The 18,816-nt window shown below is 62.3% G+C and carries 21 protein-coding genes; all 21 read right to left on the bottom strand.

Going from position 1 to position 18,816, the window contains the following annotated elements; translation table 11 throughout:
- Positions 1–4: 4 nt before the first annotated feature.
- Positions 5–1,429, bottom strand: coding sequence for a conjugal transfer protein TraH (locus LDB29_RS14870; RefSeq protein WP_257554554.1), 1,425 nt, complete (start codon positions 1,427–1,429; stop codon positions 5–7).
- Between the two features lie 45 nt (positions 1,430–1,474).
- Positions 1,475–2,059 (bottom strand): hypothetical protein, encoded by a 585-nt coding sequence (locus tag LDB29_RS14865; RefSeq protein WP_257554553.1) that lies wholly within the window; start codon positions 2,057–2,059, stop codon positions 1,475–1,477.
- Positions 2,056–2,904 carry a conjugal transfer protein TraF gene (locus tag LDB29_RS14860; RefSeq protein WP_257557043.1) on the bottom strand — a complete coding sequence of 283 codons (849 nt, stop codon included), beginning with the start codon at positions 2,902–2,904 and terminating at the stop codon, positions 2,056–2,058. Before LDB29_RS14860 ends, LDB29_RS14865 begins: the two co-directional genes overlap by 4 nt.
- Positions 2,905–2,927: 23 nt before the next feature.
- The gene (locus LDB29_RS14855) at positions 2,928–3,524 is read right to left on the bottom strand and encodes a S26 family signal peptidase (protein ID WP_257554552.1); all 597 of its coding nucleotides are present in this window, start codon (positions 3,522–3,524) and stop codon (positions 2,928–2,930) included.
- Complete coding sequence (locus LDB29_RS14850) at positions 3,496–4,377, bottom strand: type-F conjugative transfer system pilin assembly protein TrbC (RefSeq protein WP_257554551.1); 882 nt, start codon at positions 4,375–4,377, stop codon at positions 3,496–3,498. The genes LDB29_RS14855 and LDB29_RS14850 overlap by 29 nt, the downstream gene beginning before the upstream one ends.
- Entirely contained in the window at positions 4,349–5,449 is a 1,101-nt protein-coding gene (traN, locus tag LDB29_RS14845) for a conjugal transfer protein TraN (protein WP_257554550.1), read from the bottom strand. The genes LDB29_RS14850 and traN overlap by 29 nt, the downstream gene beginning before the upstream one ends.
- Positions 5,449–7,395 (bottom strand): hypothetical protein, encoded by a 1,947-nt coding sequence (locus LDB29_RS14840; RefSeq protein WP_257554548.1) that lies wholly within the window; start codon positions 7,393–7,395, stop codon positions 5,449–5,451. Before LDB29_RS14840 ends, traN begins: the two co-directional genes overlap by 1 nt.
- A 322-nt stretch (positions 7,396–7,717) precedes the next feature.
- Positions 7,718–8,734 (bottom strand): TraU family protein, encoded by a 1,017-nt coding sequence (locus tag LDB29_RS14835; RefSeq protein ID WP_257554546.1) that lies wholly within the window; start codon positions 8,732–8,734, stop codon positions 7,718–7,720.
- Positions 8,731–9,390: a conjugal transfer protein TraW gene (locus LDB29_RS14830; RefSeq protein WP_373886279.1), complete on the bottom strand. Its 660-nt coding sequence runs from the start codon at positions 9,388–9,390 to the stop codon at positions 8,731–8,733. Before LDB29_RS14830 ends, LDB29_RS14835 begins: the two co-directional genes overlap by 4 nt.
- The gene (locus LDB29_RS14825; RefSeq protein ID WP_257554545.1) at positions 9,380–9,616 is read right to left on the bottom strand and encodes a hypothetical protein; all 237 of its coding nucleotides are present in this window, start codon (positions 9,614–9,616) and stop codon (positions 9,380–9,382) included. Before LDB29_RS14825 ends, LDB29_RS14830 begins: the two co-directional genes overlap by 11 nt.
- Positions 9,613–10,254: a hypothetical protein gene (locus tag LDB29_RS14820; RefSeq protein WP_257554544.1), complete on the bottom strand. Its 642-nt coding sequence runs from the start codon at positions 10,252–10,254 to the stop codon at positions 9,613–9,615. The genes LDB29_RS14825 and LDB29_RS14820 overlap by 4 nt, the downstream gene beginning before the upstream one ends.
- 95 nt (positions 10,255–10,349) lie before the next feature.
- Positions 10,350–10,670, bottom strand: a complete 321-nt coding sequence (locus LDB29_RS14815) for a hypothetical protein (RefSeq protein WP_257554543.1) — start codon at positions 10,668–10,670, stop codon at positions 10,350–10,352.
- Positions 10,664–13,165 (bottom strand): TraC family protein, encoded by a 2,502-nt coding sequence (locus LDB29_RS14810; RefSeq protein ID WP_257554542.1) that lies wholly within the window; start codon positions 13,163–13,165, stop codon positions 10,664–10,666. The genes LDB29_RS14815 and LDB29_RS14810 overlap by 7 nt, the downstream gene beginning before the upstream one ends.
- A complete protein-coding gene (locus tag LDB29_RS14805) occupies positions 13,162–13,737 on the bottom strand; it encodes a TraV family lipoprotein (protein WP_373886278.1) in 576 nt (191 codons plus the stop codon). The genes LDB29_RS14810 and LDB29_RS14805 overlap by 4 nt, the downstream gene beginning before the upstream one ends.
- 35 nt (positions 13,738–13,772) lie before the next feature.
- Positions 13,773–15,002 carry a TraB/VirB10 family protein gene (locus LDB29_RS14800; protein WP_373886348.1) on the bottom strand — a complete coding sequence of 410 codons (1,230 nt, stop codon included), beginning with the start codon at positions 15,000–15,002 and terminating at the stop codon, positions 13,773–13,775.
- 65 nt (positions 15,003–15,067) lie between these two features.
- Positions 15,068–15,826, bottom strand: coding sequence for a type-F conjugative transfer system secretin TraK (locus tag LDB29_RS14795; protein ID WP_257554539.1), 759 nt, complete (start codon positions 15,824–15,826; stop codon positions 15,068–15,070).
- On the bottom strand, positions 15,810–16,448 hold the full coding sequence (locus LDB29_RS14790; RefSeq protein WP_257554537.1) for a type IV conjugative transfer system protein TraE: 639 nt from the start codon (positions 16,446–16,448) through the stop codon (positions 15,810–15,812). The genes LDB29_RS14795 and LDB29_RS14790 overlap by 17 nt, the downstream gene beginning before the upstream one ends.
- 9 nt (positions 16,449–16,457) lie before the next feature.
- Positions 16,458–16,724: a type IV conjugative transfer system protein TraL gene (locus LDB29_RS14785; protein ID WP_257554535.1), complete on the bottom strand. Its 267-nt coding sequence runs from the start codon at positions 16,722–16,724 to the stop codon at positions 16,458–16,460.
- A gap of 134 nt (positions 16,725–16,858) precedes the next feature.
- On the bottom strand, positions 16,859–17,173 hold the full coding sequence (locus tag LDB29_RS14780; RefSeq protein WP_257557040.1) for a hypothetical protein: 315 nt from the start codon (positions 17,171–17,173) through the stop codon (positions 16,859–16,861).
- Positions 17,174–17,366: 193 nt separating this feature from the next.
- Entirely contained in the window at positions 17,367–18,137 is a 771-nt protein-coding gene (locus LDB29_RS14775; RefSeq protein WP_257557039.1) for a thioredoxin fold domain-containing protein, read from the bottom strand.
- Entirely contained in the window at positions 18,124–18,417 is a 294-nt protein-coding gene (locus LDB29_RS14770; RefSeq protein ID WP_257554533.1) for a hypothetical protein, read from the bottom strand. The genes LDB29_RS14775 and LDB29_RS14770 overlap by 14 nt, the downstream gene beginning before the upstream one ends.
- Between the last annotated feature and the right edge of the window lie 399 nt (positions 18,418–18,816).

Here is an 18,816-nt window from a genome sequence, read left to right as displayed (position 1 = left end):
CCGATCAGCGGTTGCGGTTGGCGGCGGCGCCGGCGGCATCGCGGGCATCGCGGTCGCGCTGGCGAACGACACCGGCATAACTGGCCGAGAGATTGGCCTGGTTGAGGGCGGCCATGTAGGACTGCCGCATCTGCGCACGTTGGCGCAGCACTTCGTCACGCAGATCGCGCAGTTGCTCGATCCCCTTGGTCAGGATGCGAGTCTGGCAAACCTTGGCGTTGCCTGCGTCGCTCGCGCCAGCCACACTGACACCGCGTTCGGCGTTCGACACGGCGAAATCGATACTGCGCGTCAAATCGTTGAGCATCTGATAGGCGAGCGTCAGCGCAACGAGTTCGTCGGTATCGCCGATCACGCTGTCGACGACACCCTGCCGCACGCCCCATTCGAGCAGGCGGTAGATCGGCAATGTTTTCACGTTGGCGACGAACTGCCGCTCATCGGCCGTAAGCGCGCTGCGGGTGCGGATTTTGGTGGAGATCGAGTCCATCCGTGAGCGGGCGAGGATCAGCGCGCCTTTGCCGGCCCCATCGACCGAGCAATCGGCGGCCGTGGGCGGGATCGCCAGTGTCCGAGACTGGACCTTACCGGTGAGAAAATCGTCGACGCTCTCGGTGTCCTGGCGCGGACAGGCGGGGATGGCTGAGAATATGGGCACCTTGTCGGTCGCATCCCAGCGCATATAGACGTCGCCCACACGGGCCCGCATAACTCCGGCCCAATCGGACGCACCGACGCGCGCCGAAGCATGGGCGAGCAGCGACCCGGTTTTGAAGATCTCGGTGACCTCCGCAGGACAGTTCTCCAGCGCGTCCTTCAAATCTTCGGTCGGGCTGTTGGCGTTGGCCTGAATCTTCTCGCGGCTGTGCTGATAGCTTTTGGAGAAGCCCTCCTTCACTGACTTGTAGCCGGTCATTTCCTCAATGATGCCTGACATATTGTCGTCGCCTTTGGCGATCTGCACCATGCGATTGGCGAGGCGGCAATCATTGACCTGAATGCTGTTCAGGAAATTCGTGGCCGCTTCCATCTTGGAGATGATGTTGCCCATCTTCTCGTCGAGGGTTTCGAGCAGGTACTGGAACGCCACCGCGGGCGCTGCCTGAAGGATGCTCTCCAGCTTCTGGACGAGGTAATCCGGATCCAGAAACGACATGCCCCCGAGGAACATGTCGATCCCGCCACAACCAGCCTTCACCTTGGGCAAGGTCACGCTCATCAGATAGTCGTTGTGGACATCGACCCTGCCCGACATGCCGCCCGCCGTCACATAGCCGCGGGTCTGGTCTTCGAAGCTGCCAGGGCTGGTATAGGTCACATTGTCGAACCAGCTTTCCGCCCAACCTTGGGCATGGGCTGGCGCGGCAAGGCTGCCAAGAGCAACAAATGGCAAGGTGATCAGGCTCAGACGACGATGCAGGGTGGCCATGGCGGGCACCTTTCGATGGTTGGAGAAAGGAAGCGGCGCCCCATGTCAGTTCCTCTCTCGATTTGAGGATGGGCGCATGGGCACGCCCACGATCCCGGTGAACTTGGACATGCCGCGCACGCCGACAGCGGGCTTCACGCCCGTCAGCATCTTGGCGGCCAGATAAAGATTGCGCGCCAGGTTGGGCGCATGGTCGGTGCCGATGGCGATCGGAATGATGCGATTGGGGTCTGCGATTGGCCGTACCCAGGCGACTGGATGGCCGACCCAGGGTAGGCCGAGCCGACCGGAGCGAACCATCGCCTCTTGCGTTCCAATCGTGCGAACCTGCCAGCGATAGCGATGTCCGAGTGCGCCAAGTCTTGCCCACAGATCCGCACAGGGAACACAGCCTGGTGCAGTGCTCATTTCTACGACGAAGGCAGGTGCCTGACCTTTGAGTGTTTCGGCAAAATCGGGCGGCCAGTCGCGCGTAACCGGAACGCGGGCCAGCCATTCGCGCATCTCGGACTCTGTGGTGACGGGATGGATAGCGGCCCGCATCGCCTGTTCGCGTGTGACCGGTTGCGCTGACGCCGCCGGGATCAGCACAACCGAGATCAGCAACGCGAAGGTCGCCCGGCCATTCATCGTTGGGGGTCCATGCTTGCGCCGACCAGATCACCGCCGAGGACGCGCGGATCGGTCGCGGACACTGGCCCATTGGCAAGCGCGTCGAAGAACCCGTCTTCCTCGCCAGCACCGGTCATGAACTGCTCTGGGCGGATGTCGCCCGCAAGCAGTCGGACCGCCTGATAGGCCATCTGAATGAGGTTGGGGTACGCCTCAACTCCGCTAGCGATCACCATACGCTGCTGGCTATTTCGCCGAATGATCATCGTGGTCGGCGTAACCTCGACACCGAAGCGCTGGGCGAGTTCCGGCTTGCGATCGATGTCCTGCATGGACACCTGCCAGCCCATTTCTTCCTGAAAGCGCTGAACGATGGGCCACTGGACCCGGCAATAGCCACAGGTCGAGCGTGAGAACATGACCAGCGCGAATTCGTTAGCGCGGGAGCGCAGATATTGACGGCGCACCTGATCCTTGTGTGCGGAAAGCTGGTCGCGCGCGTCGCCCACCATGGGATTGGCAGACTTGGCGTTGAGTTCCGGGTGCTGGAGCATCGCGATCTGGGTGACGCCGGCGAAGGCGCGGGCCTTTCGCCTCGCAAAGTCCTGCAAACGCCAGAAATCGGCGACGGCATCGACCGTCAGCACGGTCGCGGCATAGTCCCGCTGTTGTTCGATCAGCTTGCGAATTTTGGGTGGTGTCCATGTCGCGAGCTCCGCCATTGGCGGGATCGCTGGCTTTACCAGTGCATCGGGATCATCCTTATCTTCCTCAGGCTTGGCAGGCGCCTGATACCACCAATAGCCGGTGCGTTGATCGGCTGCTGATTGCGCGGTTGCGGGGGTGGTGGACACCAACGCCATGGCGAGCAAAAGGCCAGCACGCCTCACAGCAACTTCTCCATGCGACGAAGGCGTTCGATCGTGATGGGGCCATAGTAGCGGCTATCGAATCCGCTGGCATGAGAGGAACCGACATAGATGGTGCCGGGCAGGACCTCGCCATAGCGGGGCTGCCAATGCTCGAGCGCCTGTCCATTGTGCCCATAAGGCTTGCTCACGCCCAGCAGGCGTTCGTTGCAATAATACCAGCCATCCCATTTGCCGGGCGACATCGAGGGCTTCTCTATCATCGAGATGCGATCGCCGGGCAGGCACAGGGCATATTTGGTGACCGTGACCGGCTTTGGCCCCGCGAGTGGATGGGACAGGGTGAACGATACGAGGTCGCCCCGTGCTATCGGCCCGGGCGCCTTGCGGATCAGATACGCCGCGACCGAAGGGCTCATAACGATTGTCACTTGGGGCAAGGCCCAAAATGTGATGAGGCCGATCGGCAGGACGATGCCAAAGGCCTTCCAAAGCTGTTCCGGGCGTGGGGGTTGGCCAAGTCCCGAACTGCCAAGCGCCACCGCTGCCTTGAGCGGCAGTACCTTGAGTTCGGTCCAGCCGGATCTAGCGAGCCTGAAGGCGAGCCTGAGCATCGCTGACCTCCTGCTTGCCGCCAAGGCGGGCATATTCTTCGAGCAAGCCGGAAAGCGCAGCATCGCCATAGATGACGTGCGTGGCGCGTGGACTGTCATCCTCCCGCTCGCAATAGGGAAGCGCCGGATCGCCGGGCACCATCGCCATTGCCGGGACGCGGCTGACGCCATGCTGGCGGAAGATCAGTGGATCGACGATCAGTTGCACATCACGCATTGCGCAGGCGGGGCCTTCGCAACCTGGGTCGAGCCGAAGCACCTCGGCCGAGAGCTTCGCCATCGGCTCGACTTTGCGCATTCCGCCGGGCATTCCCCGAAAGGCAAGCACACCGCGAGCACGTTCGAGCTGCGCCGCATAGGTCCGCAGCGTTGTGACTGGCATCGAGGACGAGACAAACAGCACCGGCACCCAGCCTTTGGCAGTCGGTGGGGCGGCAACATCAGCGACTGCCAACATCTCAGGCGCTTCGAGACCCAGCGCTTGGCTGAGGCGCTGAGCCATGACCTCGCGCTCGGCTGCCATCGCTTCCTTGCCCTGATCGAGCGCAGCACGGGCGCGGCTATCCATGGCTGGCGAAGAAACCCGGCCACGAAGTCCGTCGAATGCGCGGCGGCGGGTTTCCGACGACGGCGTGGGGAGGGTGGTCGGCCCGCGCGTTTCGGCTTCTTGTCGACGCTCCGCAGTTGCTCGTTCCAGGCGATCGAGTGCAGCATCGCCTTCGGCCGCGACGCTGTCCCGCACATTTGCCTGTGGTCGGCTCTCCTGCTCCAGCGCGGCCGTCGACGTGACCATCAGCGTTGCTAACGCGAGCGAGACGCGCGCGTTACTTGCCGATAACCTGCATATAGGCATCGATCTTGTCCTTCATGTCTACTTGAATGTCGGCCTGGGCGCGGGCCTCGATTTCGGAATAATATTCCGAAAGGTCCATTTTGGAGAAATCCAGCGCCTGGAACTCTTCCGGGGTGAAGCCGCGGCAATAAGGCTGCTTGGGCGTGCCCCAGCCGAGCCCGTTGAAGCTCTTGAGCTGCGGGCGGCCCTGTTCCTGGATGATGCGGCCGAGCTTGGTGTTGAAGCAGCAATGGCCGCGGGCCTTCTGGACGCAAATGCCAAGGATCTTCGAGGAGCAATAGCTGCCGACCTCGTGGCACATGCCCGAGCCGCGCAGCATGCCCACTTCCATGTCCTGCTGGTCACAGCCGCTCAGGAGGAAATCCATCATGAAGTTGATGGCGAGGCTGATCGCGATCGAGGTCGGATCGATGCCGACGATAATCGCGTTGGCGCCCGCGCTCGCAGCCTGGCCGGCGGTCGCGCCCGCCCGGAATGCGCCGTAGGCGGCCTTCATTCCGGTGAACACGCCCTTGGCGACCGCGATCTTGGTGCCGATCGACGAGACCGAGCCGCCCATGCCGTCCTTGACGATCTTGCCCTTGTCCTTGCAGCAATTGGAGAAAGTGGTGCGCAGGCCCGCGGGACGGCAGCGCGCGGCGCGCCCCGAGAAGATCTCGATATTGCCGAGGCAGGCGCCGTCCGCATCGACCGCGCCGTCTGCCGGAACGCCGGGATCATCGGGGGGCGGTTCGTCCTCGATCGGCGTGACGGCAAGATCCGTGCAGACGTTGGGCGAGCAAGCCGGACCGCCATCCTGCGGCAGACAGGCGAACTGTGTGCCCAGCGGGCAGCTAAAGGCGCCGTCCTGTTCCTGGACGCAGGACACTTTCTGCAGCGGGCATTGATACTGGCCGAGCGAAGTGATCTCGCACGCTGCGGTTTCGCCGGGACCGTCGGCATCACCGTTTCCGTCGAGATCGGCTGCGCAAAGCTGCTGAGCTTGGGCTGGGACAGAGCTGATTGCGGCAAAGGCGAGCAGCGCCAATGCGGCGAACAGGAAGTGGGATAGCGAGGATATGAACGGGCGCATCAGCGGGACTCCGATGTGCAGATCATGTCCGCGCCCCCGAGCCGTACGGTCTGCATCATCACCACGGCTTCCGGAAAATCGTCGAGGCACCCACAGGCTGAAACAAGCTCTTCACCGTCGCCCAACGGGCAGACGTTACCTCCGGAGCTGTCGGTTGTGCAGGCGTGATAGAATGTGTCCCAGCCTGTCGGCGCATTTTGCTTTGCGCCAATTAACCCATCCACGGCGGCGGCAGTGTTCGCCTTGGGCGCGCGGGTCCTGCAGATTGGCTCACAGGTTGGAACCGTCCCCCGGGCGGGCAGATTGAAGGCGCGGGAAGATGTTGAGTAGCTGCCGTCGTCGGCCTTTACCCGGTCTGCCAACAGCGTCTCGGTCGAATGGTCGATAATATAGGCGCCGCGGCTCAGGTCCGGTTCCGGCAGCGATCCTGTATCGACGATACAGCGATAGCGACGATCTCGCTCGAACCACGGCCGCGCCAGGCTGATCTTGCAGGCGCCACTCTCGAACAGGCGGGTTTGCGGCAGCGGGGTTAGCCCGGTGCCGACACCATTGCGGAAGGTCTGGACGCCATCGACATTCTCGTCGTGAAGCTGACAATTGGCGTCGGCGGAATAGCCGGCGCACAGATCGACGAGCTTCTCGGTAGGATTGCAGCTCAGATCCAGCGTAGCGTCGATCCGCGCCGACACCTCGCCTTCGCCGCCGACCGCGACCCGCACCCATATCTCGTGCGAGCCTTTCGTCAGATAGGGCTTCAGGTCGAGATTGGGATAGCCATACCAGGTCCGTCCGCGTTCGCATTTGCCAGGCGGAAGTCCGGTTCCGGTCCAGCCTCCCGGATCGGACAATACCAGCGCGCCATCGATGCGGACTTGAATCCAGTCGTCGAACAGATATTGCGACAGCTGCGCCGAGATGAGGCGAGCGGGATCGCCGACATTCAGGGTCATCCTGAAATCGTAGATCCGGCAGCTTCCACCGCTCAGGCTGTCGTCGCGCGGCGAGCCCAGCAGGAATGAACGTGTGTCGGGCGTATAGGCGTAGGTCGCGTAGCCACCCGCGGTGCGCGTAATGATGTCGTCCGGCGTAACCGCCTCAAGCTTCACCTCACGTCGGATTGTGCAGGCGCGGATCTGCTCGGCCTTGCCAATCCCTGCGGGCGACCCCTGCAGTGCCTGAAAGATGCTGTTCGACGCAGCTACACTCGCGGCATCGCCCTGGATCGCCGCCGGACTGGAGCGGTAGCCGGTCTGCGGCAAGGACGGGCTGGCTGAACAAGCGGTGCTTTGCACACCTGTATAGCGAATGACCGGGCCGTCGATGACGGCTTGTGCCACCCCAATCCGAGGATCGGCGGTTGTGAGCGCACCGATGACGCCGCCGCCCAGGTCTTTGAGCGCCGAGGCCATATTGCCCCAAACAAGATTGCTTCCGCAGCTATTGTTGACACAGTAGCAGCCTGCGAGATCGGTCAGATCTACTTCCGTGAGCTTGAGATCGCCGCCGGCGGACACGTCCCACTTATAGGTGTGGCACTGATTCCACGTGCCGGGCTGGCAAGCGATCACGCCATTGGCGCAAATGCCGGAAACCGGCATCGGCAGCGTGAGCGTCTGATCGACCGTCCCATCAATGTCCTTGTCGCGCGATATACGCAGCGTGCCGATGTCGCCGGTCGGTGACGGTTGGGCCAGCAACTCGATCAACGTCGCCGATTTTTGACAGGCGATGTTCGGATTGAAAGTCTGGCTGTTGTCGACTGTGGAAATGGTTTGTCCGGCAAGACCGGGCGTCACATAATTCTGCTGGAGTGTGTCGCTGTCGGAGGTCTTAGCACGCGAAGCCTCGGCTGCGGCTCGCGCGCGCTCCTCAACGGTCTGCGCGAATGCAGGGAAGGGCAGCAAAAACGCCGCAGTCAGCAGGAGCAGGCCTCGCCCGGTCATGATGACCTCGCCTTCGTGCTGCGCGAGCCATAGGCGAAGCGGAACACGTCTCCCGCCCGGAACGCGGTGGATCCGGGCGAGAGTATCTGAAACACAGCCTGGCCCTCAAAAATGGTCAGCGCGGCCGCTACCGGAATCGCGACGGGAGGGGGTGCCGCCGGCCCCGATAGGGGGCTATCGGCCGCGCTGACCGAGGGTGGAGCGGCGACGGCAGGGGCAGCCGCCGCCACTCGAGCCGCGCGTCCACCAACGGTGGGGAGCAATCCGTGACGAGCGGACCGGCCGCCCGCGCGAGACGCGCGGTTTGGGGGGAGCGATCCGTTCATGGGGTTGATACCCCCGCGCAGCAGATCGCCTTTTCGAAGAGCATGAATTGTGCGTTGTCTTTGCCGGGCGCGTGCTTGCCGCTTGTCCAGAGCGCGCCGGGCCGCCCGATATTGACGCACTTGCCGCCCTTGACCGGCTCCATGATCTGGAGCTTGTAGCGGCTCTTGGTCCAGATCGGCTGCGGCTTGAACGAGCAGCCGTCTTCCGAATGGATGGTGAGCGCGCCAAGGCGCCCCATCATGAAAGTCGAACGCGCGGCAAGGCCCGCCCAGGCTTCAACCCGATCACCCATGTGAATGTCCCCGGCAATCGGATAGGTCGCGCCCCAACTTCCCATGCACCAGAACAACGGGTCGATGGTCTTGCCGGCTGCCGCTGCCGCGCTGTCCGCCATGCAGGCAAGACCCGCAGCGGGATTGCCGAACAAAATGCCCTCGGGCTGGATGATCGCGCCCAATGTCCCCGACTGCCAGGTCGGCAGCACCTCGGTGATCATCGCGACGTCGAACCCGTCATCTTCGATGCAGGGTAAGTCGGTGAACATGTCGAGCATTTTCCAGACCGGCGAGATATAGTAGTGGGCCTGAGCGAAAAGCTTGGTCGTGTTGGTGCCGTCCGAGATCGACGATTGGCTGCCCTGGAGCTTGCCGCCGGTCGGCAGGAGATCAACGCCAAGCGCCATCATGCAGCCCGGCTCGGTCACAACATCGATCATCCGGTTGGGCGACCAGAAGCTGACCTTGACGCCGAACCAGAAAGTCGCACCCTTGCGACAGGCACACAAAGGCTTCGATGCGGATTGTGCGTCGAGTTCCTTGTCGAGCTTATCGAAGCTGCCCACGCGAACGCCGCCGATGGTAATCGGGAAGATGCAGTTCCAGCGAACCTTCGTGATCGGGTTAAACACCGTGCCCGTCGGGCATTTCGATGCGTGTGCAGGCGCGGCGGGAACCAGGAAGCTCGCGAGGATCGCGGCGGCGCCTGCGCGCAATTTTGATGCGAGGCGGGTCATGGCTTGCGTCCTCCCTTCCGTTCGAGGCGAACCTCGGTCAGTTCGAACTTCTGGCCGGACTGGCGCACGATGACCGGGGCGACGGTGAGACCGAGCCGCTCCTTCACCCGCTCTTCGAGAATGAAGAGCGCGCGGCCGTGCTTCTCGCCGAGCGAGAGCGCATCGTCCTTGGCGTCGCCGTCGGCAGTCAGGATGATCCAGTCGGTGAGTGCCGCCGTCTTCAGCGCCCAGCCAAGATCGCGCGGATGGACAATGATCAGGCGCTGCGGAAGCGACACGTAGGTCAGCGGGTTGAAGGTGAAGCCCTTGGGGTAGAGCAGCTTGCCGTCCGGCAGGCGGATTTCCTGGTCGAGCGTGTAGAACGGGACGACGCTGCGGACGCGGTCCTTCTCGGCGACGCCCAGAGGGGCCGCTTTGAGCGCGCTCCACTGCGATCGCGGCCCGAAGCGCGGCGCGATGTCGGCGGGCTGCTTTGCGGCCGCGGCCTCGATCTCGGCCATTGCATCGGGTTCGGCGATCGGCCAGGTGCGCCCGATTGTCGAGGTCTCGGCGCGCGCCGAACCGGCCAGGATCATCGCGCCGACGATCATCGCGCCGATCAGCGCCGACTGGATCGCGACCACATGCCAGCCCTGCGGGTAACCTTCATCGTCCACGGCGGCGCTCCCTCCAGCTTGGCGGTGGATTGCGGCTCTCGCCCCGGACGGCGCAGCCGAGGCCCGCCGTGCCGACGAGAAGCGCGAGCCAGATGAGCGGGCGGGTGCCGTCGAGGTCCGCACCCGACCAGATCAGAAGGAATGCCTGGACGAGGAGGATCAGATGCGTTCCGACCAGCAGGCGGATCGACGACTGGCAGGGCGCGGCAGAGAAGATGCCGTTCATCGCCGCCTCCACCAGCGGCCAAGACGTCCAAGGTTCGTGCTGATCAGGTCGGCAGCAAGGACGAACAGGCCGCCGCCGACAAGGCAAAGCATGGCGACCGCCACACTATCTTCAATCAGGGTGAGCCATGGTGTGCCGCGCGCGATCTGCACGCAGACGAAGGCGATGACGATGATCGCGCTCTGAACGGCAAGCCATCGCGCACGCCAGAAGAAGGCTTCCAACTCCCGGTGATGAGCAATGATTTCCTCGACGGCGGCGTCGATGGTCTCCGGGCGGCTTGCGTCGACCCATGCGGGTAGCCGTAGGTGCGTGGGCTTATCCTCGACTGGCCATAGCCATTCTGCCGCGCGCCACGCCTGGCGCTGCGCCGCCTGAAGTGCTGACCTGGGGCTTTCTCGCACCGCGAGCAAGCCGATGGAGGCGATCGCGCCCAGCAACGCGCATAGGCCGAGCAACAGCGCGGCTGCGGCTGGGGAAAGTCCCGACCAGGCGAGCAGGAGATAGCCAACCACAACAAAGCCAGCTTCGGCGCTTATAATGAGGATCATGCGGCGCCGCCAGCGGGCGCGCTCATCGAAGAAGATCATCTCCTGGCCGTCGCGGACCGTCTCCAAGAGGTGGATGCGATCGCGCATTTCCCACTGGGTACGGACCAGATAGTCGTGAAGCGTTTCGCCCGGTCGCCGAGCGCTGGGGGCGAAGCGCCCGTTAGGGGGGAATATACGCTGGCTCATGTCCGCCTCCGGGACCATGCCAGCAGCCGGCTCGCAGCGCCGGTGAGACCGATCAGCATCAGGCCGGTGAGGAAGCAGCCAGCGCCGACAATGCCGGCACCGCGCAGCACGTCTTCCGCTGGCAGTTCGAGCATAAACCCGGCAGCTAGGATCAGCGACGCCATCATCACGGATTCGATTATGATCAGGCGGAAACGCCAGCGCATCGCATTGGCCTCCGCACGCTCGGCCACACGCGCTTCGATGACCGCTTCCAGTTCATCGTCGGGCGCGAGTTCGAGCGCTAGTTGATCGGGATAGGGCTTGCGGGTCAGCATTGCGGCCTCCCAAGGTCTGGCGTGGGTGTGAGGATTTCGGCGGGATCGACGCCGGCGAGATCGCAGACCGCTTCGAGCGGCGAGCGACCCTTGCGTACCAGCGCCTCGAAGGCGGCGACCTCTTCGGGCGCGGAGGTGTTGATCCAGTAGCTGAAGGGATCGACGACAAGGCGAGCGATACCCAGGCCCAGCGGGCTGTCGATGAACACTTCCGAATAGTTCGGTTTGTTGTTCCGGACCGACTTCAGAAGGTCGAGGACGAAGCCAGAATAGTCGAGAATCTTGTTCTCGACCGCCTTGTCATAGGTCGAACCCTGCAACAGGAAACGTGTAGCGGCATTCTCAAGGATTACCTGGCCGGTGCCGCCAAACAGCAGCAGATCATTCATGCTCTGGAGAATGATGCCGAAGCTGCCGCGATACTTCCGCGCCCGGCGATAGCCTTGGCTGATCGCTTCGGCGAGGCGCGACAGGTCCTGACCCTCGTTCCGGGTCATGAATTGTGCGGCCTCATCACACAGCACGAACCGGGGACGGTCGCGGGCTGACAGGTAGAGTTCCTGCGTCACCGCGTTGATCACGACCATGATCACGACGTTGAACAGGTCGGGCATCGCCTTAAGGCGTTCCAGCTCCAGCACGACAAATTCATCGCGAGAAATGTCGAAGGTGGAGGGACCGTTGAAATAGTGCCCGTAAGCGCCGTCCGACCCGAAATCGCGCAGGTTGAACGCCAACTCGCGAGCTGTCGGCACCAGATGGTCCACCCGGTCAAGATCCGAGGCGGTGTTGGCTGGATAGACGCCGAGCCATTCGCGCACCGCGTCGATGCCCGCTTCGGCACGACCGCTGTCGATCGTCCATTGCACGGCCGACTTCAGCAGGTTCCACTCGGAGGTGGTGACTGGCTTGCGGGTCGCGGCGTTGGCCATCTCCGCGACGATTGACACCGCCATGGAGATAGCGGATTCCCGGTCATCGCCATCGAGCGCGAGGCCGAGATCGAACGGGTTGAGAACGAGATGCTCTTCGCCAAGGTCGATATAGCGGCCAGAACAGAGCGTGCAGAGCTTCTTGTAGCTGCCTCCGATGTCGATGATGCGGATCAGCGCGTTCTGCGCGAAATATTGTTGGCACAGGTTGTTGAGCAGGAAGCTCTTGCCCGCACCAGATTCCGCCGAGACAATGAAATTGTAGTTGTTGATCCGCGGATCGAACAGGTCGAGCGTGATGAGTTGGCCCTTGCGTCCCGTGTAGAGCAGGGCAGGGCGTCCGCCGCCCCGGAAATCGGTCTGGATCGGGGACATCAGCACCGCGGCGCGCGCGGGCACGCGAAAATCACGCTGGAGCATGCCGATGGTGCGACGGTCGGGATAAAGCCCGAAGGGCAGACTTGCGGCCAGCAGGATAGGATTGAGGTAGGACTCTTCCTGCACCATCCAGGGCAGCGGCTCGCTTTCCCACAGCCGTTTGGCGCGGGCGGCCATCTCGCGCGCCTGATGCCGGTCGCGCCCGAACACCCAGAGCGTCGGGATCACCGAGACGAAACGGCTGTTGCCGACCTCGTCCAATACCCAGCTGATTTCCTCGATCTGTTTTCCGACCTCGACGGCGAAGCTGCCTGCAGCCTTCTGGGCAGAAAGAATCTGCGCACGCTTGTGAACTTCAAACGCGGAATGATCGAACAGGACATTGAGGGTATAGAGAAACGGTCCACCGATTTGGTCGCTATCTTCCGAACTGCCGCGCATACCGCCGGTGAGGCGATTGGCGCGCTCGGCCGTGATCCGGCGCGGCGGTGATTTGGGCGTCAGGCAACGTGCGACCTGGTTGCCGAGAAATACTTCCGGTCCCTCGAAGCTCAGCGCCGGTCCCGCGTCGATGATCTGGCGGCGCAGCGGCACATCGGCCGTCTGGGTGAACACGCCGGGCGCAGGTACGTGGACGCCATTGAAAATTCGCCGGTAGAGCGAGACGATCTCGCCGGGCGCCATCGGTCGGATGCCCAGCTTGGCCATCTGCTCCTCGATCTGGCGCTTGAGATCGCTATCCATGGGCTGACGCATCTTGACCGCGAGGAACGTGCGGAAATCGCGGACCGGGATGCCGTGCAGAGCCTTCAGGCCCAGGGTGCCGGCGCGCAGATAGTCAAAGGTACGCCGCGCCGAAGCCTGGATCAGCGGATCGGGGCGGCTTTTCAGATCGAGATAGGCGTCGAGCTGATTGTCGATCAGTGGATCAGCGAAGCTCTGGATTTGCAGAATTGTGCCTTCGGGAAATTGCACATTGAGCAATCCCAGCAGCGCTTCATGGACGTGTGCGAACATATAGGCTGATGGGACCAGCTCCCAGGCATAGCCCCAGCCGTCATCTATGGTCAGGAAGGCTTGTTCTTCCTCGACCCAGGCCGCGAGCGGCAGATAGTCGGAATAGCTGTCCCGCTCGACGCTGCGCCGCAGTCGTGCGAGCGTCATGCCGCCCTTATGCGCGCTCATGGCTGCGGCTCCGCATCGTTCTGGCGATCCTTGACCTGCTCAAGCACGCTGGCGCGCGCTGCGGCCGGAACTGGTTCCACCAGATAGTCGCCGACCACCCATTGCGGGCGCTCGAGCACCGAATAAACATAGCGCGGCATGTAGAGCCGGTCGGGCCGCTGACGGTCGGCATAGGGCAGAATCAGCGTGCGCACCGCGCGCGAGGGCTTCAGCATCGGCGTGACGGGCTGGTCGATCAGACCCTGAAGCTCGCGATAAACGCTGTCGCGGTAGCCGGTGAAAGCCCCAGGCGCTGCCTTGCCTGCACGGCCTGCGGTCTTGTCGCCGCGCAGCATCTTCTTGTCGCGCGTGACGGCGGGATCGGATTTTGACGCTACCCCGGCTACCGCGTCGGCATAAGCCTTGTCCGGGTGAATGCATTGACCATGATCGTCATTCTTGCACGAGAATTTCTCGGAGTATGGCGACATGACCGAGCCGAGTGTCGCGCAGCCACTCAGCATGAGTGCCGCCGCAACAGGTATGACGAGTGACGCTACGCGCGCACCGCGCGAGCAAGTTGGTAGCCGCATGGGGCAAACTCCCTGTTTGATGGAGGGCCGGCGCATCAGAATTTGCTCCCGGCGGTAGGCTTGATCTCGAGCGTGACGCCTTCCTGGATCACGACAACGACGTCCTTGGCGGCACCTACCTCAACGATGGGGCCAGCTTGACGGGCGAGATCGAGATAGAAATCGGTGAGCTTGTCAGAGGACTTGGAGAGACCGCCGGCGATACCGGCCTTGGCGGCATCGCCCGCATCGAAGCTGCGCACCGAGCCCAGCGCCGAGGTCGAGACGTTGCCGACTGTGTTTTCGACCGTGTCGGCGATGCCCGTGATGGTGCCAGCGATAAACGCGCGAGCAAGAGCTGCCCCGGCGCGCGTCACGACTTTGCCGGATAGGCCTTTTTTCCCGTCAGCGTCGACGAAGAAGCCCTTAATTGGCTGGTCTACAACGGAGCGCTCGTCAAAATCGACGCAGGACAGCGAGACCAGCTGGATCTCGACCCGTTCCTTGGCGAGACTGCCGGTTGCGTTGCCAATAACGAAGCAGCCGGCGAGGTTTGCCTTCACGTCATTGGGAAGCACGGCGGGAGCCTGAACCCGAGCGATCAGCGGTTCGGGATTGCTGGTCGCGTCCCGACTGGCCAGCGCGTCGATCCCGGTCAGGAGCCGCGCCTTCATGAAACCAGGTGGTAAATAGATAGTCCGATTCTTTTTTTTCGAGCCCGAAGCCTGATCACCGGCCGCGACCGGACTGGTCGCGCCGCCGATCGCGCCAACGGTTTTTTCGACGGGTGGCGCGGGAGGGGCAGGCGGAGCGGATGGAGGCGCGGGAGGGGCAGACCCGATGTCGCCGGTCGAAGGCGGTTCGGGGAAATCGGGTACTTCACCCGGTATTGCTGGAGGCAGATCGGGATTGGCGGTATCCGGTGATGATCCGCGAGACCCGGCGCCGGGCACGATTTTGCCCTCTTCTATCGCGGTGATGCGTTCACCGAGCAGCGACTGACCATCGAGGATCTTCTGAAGGTCGCCGCGCAGTTTGACCTCGAGACTATCGCCGCGAAGACCCGCGCCCATATCCAGTTTCGATGCCGGCGGCGCACTCGCTTGCTCCGGCTTGTCGCCGCTTGCGATATACAGACCCAGGCCCAGTGCGCCGATCGCGCCAATGACACCGATCTGCTTGAGCCGGAGTTGATGACGGGCACTCAGTGCTGCCCAACGTGCCTTGACGTCAAGCAAGGCAGGACCTCGCTCGAAACCTGTAGCCCGGACGCGGTTTTCCGCCATGCTTTCAAGGTCGAGCTCGTCGCCTTCAACCTGGGAGCCGCGATCACGGGGAGAGCCGCCCGCGCTCATTGTCCGGCTCCCCGGCGAACGACGATGAGCCTCGCGGTCTCGCCTGCTGAGAGATTGCCGCGGTCCAGCGTAACGGCGAAAATATTGGCGCCAAGCGCACTATCAAGGAAGCTACGCTCGTCGAGCACGGCTTCACTGCTAACCGAAACCAGATATTCGGACGCTGATAGTCCCGAACCATCTATCTCGATACGCTGGCGTTCCTCGATCGCTGCGTCAGGCAGGCTGACAAGGCGGATCGTACCGGAACGTGGTGCGACAGTTGTGAAGCTTCCCGGTATGCGATCCTGGAGCATGGCGAGCGTGATGGAAATCGCACGCTCTTCCTCGACCAGGGGGCCGAGCAATTCTTCATTGGCTCTGGCGCGCTGAGGAGTCCCAGGTTGCAACATGACTGTCTGCGCAGGAATGTCGGAAGGCTCGGCATAGAGCGGGTAGACCGCACCGTTGCAGGTCACGAAAAACTCCGATGGGGTGGTGACGAAGCTTCGCGTCACCATGCCCGCATCGTCGATCTCTCGGACCAGAAACTTGATCCAGGCATCGGACCCGGCGCGCTCGACCGCGATAGCCTTCTCAGCGCTGAATTTGACGTCCTCGATCTCACCGCCCGCACAGATGACATGGTTGATGTCACGGTTGGACAGGCGGATCGTGCTGGTCTGGTCAGGCAGCGCGACGATGGTCTGCGCTTGTCCCGGCAGCGGCGTCAGCGCAAGGCCGAGCGCCAGCAGCCGCTTAACGGGGCTGGGCATCGAAATTTTCCTCCGTCAGGGCAGTCAGCCAGAAGCGGCCATTGTCGATCACGTAGCGAATCCGCAGATTGCCCCGGAATTTGCGGATCACACCGCCGATGACTCGAACCTTCTCGACCGGCACGAGTATCTCGCGGTCGGTCCAGGTCACGGGCTGGTCGGGGCGGATGTAGGTCGCGATCGAAAGCGTGGAATTGTCGGCGAGCTCGTCGAGCAAACGATTAAGGCTGTCTCTCAAGCCATTGTAGCTTGAAGGATGCACAATGCTCAGCAGCTCCTGAAACTGCCGGTCAGCCGAATAGGCGGAATATGTGCCCGAGAGCGAAACCACGTTGCGCGTGATCATTCGGAGATAAGCTTCAGACGGCTTGTTCCCCGTGACATAGAGATCGCCACCCGCGCCGAAGGGCACGACGACCGTGCGCGTGTTCTGGTCAGACGTGTAGATCGCCATGCCCAGCACGGCCGTGATGCCGAACAGCCCAACCACCGCGAGCTTCAGCAGCCGGTTCTCTTCGAACAGGTTGCTTGCGCCCTGGACATAGCGATGGATGCCGTAGCTGGCGGGCTTGCCGAGCAGCGGGTCGCGCGGGGGCATATCGGGGGATTTGCGTCCGAACATCGCTTGTCCTCACTCGAAAAAGCGGGTCTGCGTCGGCCCAGGATACTTGGACCAACGGACCAGCCCCCAACGCCAGGCAAGGTGCGGAATGAACCCACGTGACTTGGTCCGGAGCCAGGGAATGAAAAGGAGAAGGGCCGCGATGAGCGCCCAGCCGAGCATCCCGCCGACAATCACGGCGACGAAGATGGTCGACATCACCAGCACGAATTCGTCGGAGCCAAACCACAAGATTTGGACCGGCTTATGCAGATATTGGGGTAGCCGTTCGTCCACGAACCCTTCTCCTCCTGCTTCAAGACCGCCCTGCGAAGCTGCGGTTGAACAACACAGGCAGTCTCACCAGCACGCCGGAGCGCCCTGGTCTGTTGAGGTCCGTCGTCCGCGCGAACGGGCGGCGGACCGAACCGTCAGATCACCATTCCGAAGGTCTGGAGGATGGTGTCGGATTTGATCAGGCAGACCGCGGCGACGATGGTCGGGATGCCGACCATGACGTTGCTGAACAGGCGCGAGACGCCGAACAGGAAGGCGGCGACGCCGCCCACAAAGCCAAGTGGGCCTTTCACGCCTTTGTTGACCACGATATCGTAGATGTCATAGCCCAAGTCACCGGCCGTGGGCGCGGTGAACGCGTGGGCTCCGCCGCTGACCAGCGCAGCGAGAGCGAGGGGAATGCCGATATTGGCAAAGGATGCGGACTGTCTTCCGAGAGTCTTCAACATGTACGTGCTCCAGTGAAAATGGGCCGTTCCGCGATATGCTTGCCGGCATCGATGGGTATCGCTGTCGGCCGACGGCGAGGCTGAACGGCCCGTTTCGGGCTTCGCCATCGGCATTCCGGTGCGCGCGACGTCCCTGCAGTGCGGCAGGAGGACAACCGCGAACATCCGCGATGGGGGAGTAAAGAGGGGGCGTTCATCGCGCAGCATCGGCGAGCGCCTTCCCGGTCTTCAGAAACTCTTCGAGCTCGGCCTGCTGAAAGCCGGAAATAACCTTTCCATCGACGATCAGCGTGGGTGTCCCAGTGATACCAACCTTGCTCACGACCTTGGCGTCAGCCTCGACCCTGGACCGGCCTTCCGCGCAGCTTTGAAGCGCAGTGGGTGCCGCACCCGCGTAGATCGCCTTGAACGCGACCTCCTTGTCAGGCGAACAGAGGATATGCTCTGCCTTCGCCGCCGCTTCGGCATGGATGCCGGAAACGAAAAAGATCAGGCGCCGAACCGGCTTGCCTTCCGCCGCCTTCGCGGCCCAAAAGCGATCAAGGGCTCGACAATAAGGGCAGTCAGGATCGGTGAACTCGATTACCACCGGTGCCCCGATGGGACCGAGCGCCAGCGCTTTGCTCGTATCGATCCCTGCCAGCTTCCGCTGTGCAGTCGAATCCTGGGCAAGAGCGGTAATGTTTATACCGTTGCGGTCATAGACCGCCGCGAAGAGCAGATGCTCGCTTTCGGGAGCATAATATATGATACGGCCGCCAGCTGAGGCCTGATAGATCGGTCCCTTGACTGGCGCTGGTCCGAAATCCTCAAACTGCAAATTGCTAAAGGTCTGCCGCAATTCGCTTTCGGCCTCGCGAGCTGCTGCGATAAGCGGATCAGCCTGTTGCGCTGACGCGGCGCTTTGGGCGACGAGGATCAAAGGCAGAACGAGAGCGACCGCCCCCAGCTTAGCGACGCGCATGTGAATTCTCCTTGATTGAGCTGGCCGGGCGCAGGAGCAGTCGCGCATCGAGATGCACGCCGGTACCGATCCGGATGGTTTTGGGTGGAGCCGAGCGGTTGGAGGTGTCGTCGCCTTGTTCGGGGATGGAAGCGCGAATGACGAAACCACTCCCCGTCGGAACGATGTCACGCGGGCCTTCCACGCGCGGCGATGCGTTTCCGCCAGGTGCCGCCTTTGCGGCTGTCATGGTGACGACGGCGCAACAGGCAAGCGCAATCGCTTTGGCAATCGGCTTCATGCACGACTCCATTCGGCGCCTCGCGCCATGTTTGAGAATTACTTGTGATCTTGAAGTATCAGGTTCGATTCGACCTGAGTTTTCAGGAACGAAGTCTGATTGATTTGAAACGAAGAAGATTGCAACAGCGCTAGGCAGTTAAGTTCCGATTCCTTAAAATTAGCCGGTAACACACCGATTTTGTTTGTTTTATCCTTGGATTGCAGAATCGAACTATGCGTTTGCTATTCGGTCTTGAAATGCTGAATAGGCGCATCTGTGAACATTTTTGCGCGCTGGCGATTTTTCGGCATGTATTAGAGAACGGGGACTGCTAACTACAAAACCGGCAACGAAGTTCCTCTAAAATCAACGCTAAATATTATTGCATAAATCCTTGAGATTAACTTAGCTGCTCTC

The sequence above is a fragment of the Sphingobium sp. CFD-2 genome (genome assembly GCF_024611135.1).
GTDB classification, from domain to species: Bacteria; Pseudomonadota; Alphaproteobacteria; order Sphingomonadales; family Sphingomonadaceae; genus Sphingobium; species Sphingobium fuliginis.
Note: the sequence above shows the minus strand (reverse complement) of the source record. Positions and strands in the feature narration are given on the sequence as shown.

What these genes read in the sequence shown, in the direction of transcription:
- LDB29_RS14870 (WP_257554554.1), bottom strand. Translation starts at nt 1,429, where the DNA reads ATGGCCACCCTGCATCGTCGTCTGAGCCTGATCACCTTGCCATTTGTT.
- LDB29_RS14865 (WP_257554553.1), bottom strand. Translation starts at nt 2,059, where the DNA reads ATGAATGGCCGGGCGACCTTCGCGTTGCTGATCTCGGTTGTGCTGATC.
- LDB29_RS14860 (WP_257557043.1), bottom strand. Translation starts at nt 2,904, where the DNA reads ATGGCGTTGGTGTCCACCACCCCCGCAACCGCGCAATCAGCAGCCGAT.
- LDB29_RS14855 (WP_257554552.1), bottom strand. Translation starts at nt 3,524, where the DNA reads ATGCTCAGGCTCGCCTTCAGGCTCGCTAGATCCGGCTGGACCGAACTC.
- LDB29_RS14850 (WP_257554551.1), bottom strand. Translation starts at nt 4,377, where the DNA reads ATGCCTATATGCAGGTTATCGGCAAGTAACGCGCGCGTCTCGCTCGCG.
- traN (WP_257554550.1), bottom strand. Translation starts at nt 5,449, where the DNA reads ATGCGCCCGTTCATATCCTCGCTATCCCACTTCCTGTTCGCCGCATTG.
- LDB29_RS14840 (WP_257554548.1), bottom strand. Translation starts at nt 7,395, where the DNA reads ATGACCGGGCGAGGCCTGCTCCTGCTGACTGCGGCGTTTTTGCTGCCC.
- LDB29_RS14835 (WP_257554546.1), bottom strand. Translation starts at nt 8,734, where the DNA reads ATGACCCGCCTCGCATCAAAATTGCGCGCAGGCGCCGCCGCGATCCTC.
- LDB29_RS14825 (WP_257554545.1), bottom strand. Translation starts at nt 9,616, where the DNA reads ATGAACGGCATCTTCTCTGCCGCGCCCTGCCAGTCGTCGATCCGCCTG.
- LDB29_RS14820 (WP_257554544.1), bottom strand. Translation starts at nt 10,254, where the DNA reads ATGCGCGATCGCATCCACCTCTTGGAGACGGTCCGCGACGGCCAGGAG.
- LDB29_RS14815 (WP_257554543.1), bottom strand. Translation starts at nt 10,670, where the DNA reads ATGCTGACCCGCAAGCCCTATCCCGATCAACTAGCGCTCGAACTCGCG.
- LDB29_RS14810 (WP_257554542.1), bottom strand. Translation starts at nt 13,165, where the DNA reads ATGAGCGCGCATAAGGGCGGCATGACGCTCGCACGACTGCGGCGCAGC.
- LDB29_RS14805 (WP_373886278.1), bottom strand. Translation starts at nt 13,737, where the DNA reads ATGCGGCTACCAACTTGCTCGCGCGGTGCGCGCGTAGCGTCACTCGTC.
- LDB29_RS14800 (WP_373886348.1), bottom strand. Translation starts at nt 15,002, where the DNA reads ATGGCGGAAAACCGCGTCCGGGCTACAGGTTTCGAGCGAGGTCCTGCC.
- LDB29_RS14795 (WP_257554539.1), bottom strand. Translation starts at nt 15,826, where the DNA reads ATGCCCAGCCCCGTTAAGCGGCTGCTGGCGCTCGGCCTTGCGCTGACG.
- LDB29_RS14790 (WP_257554537.1), bottom strand. Translation starts at nt 16,448, where the DNA reads ATGTTCGGACGCAAATCCCCCGATATGCCCCCGCGCGACCCGCTGCTC.
- LDB29_RS14780 (WP_257557040.1), bottom strand. Translation starts at nt 17,173, where the DNA reads ATGTTGAAGACTCTCGGAAGACAGTCCGCATCCTTTGCCAATATCGGC.
- LDB29_RS14775 (WP_257557039.1), bottom strand. Translation starts at nt 18,137, where the DNA reads ATGCGCGTCGCTAAGCTGGGGGCGGTCGCTCTCGTTCTGCCTTTGATC.
- LDB29_RS14770 (WP_257554533.1), bottom strand. Translation starts at nt 18,417, where the DNA reads ATGAAGCCGATTGCCAAAGCGATTGCGCTTGCCTGTTGCGCCGTCGTC.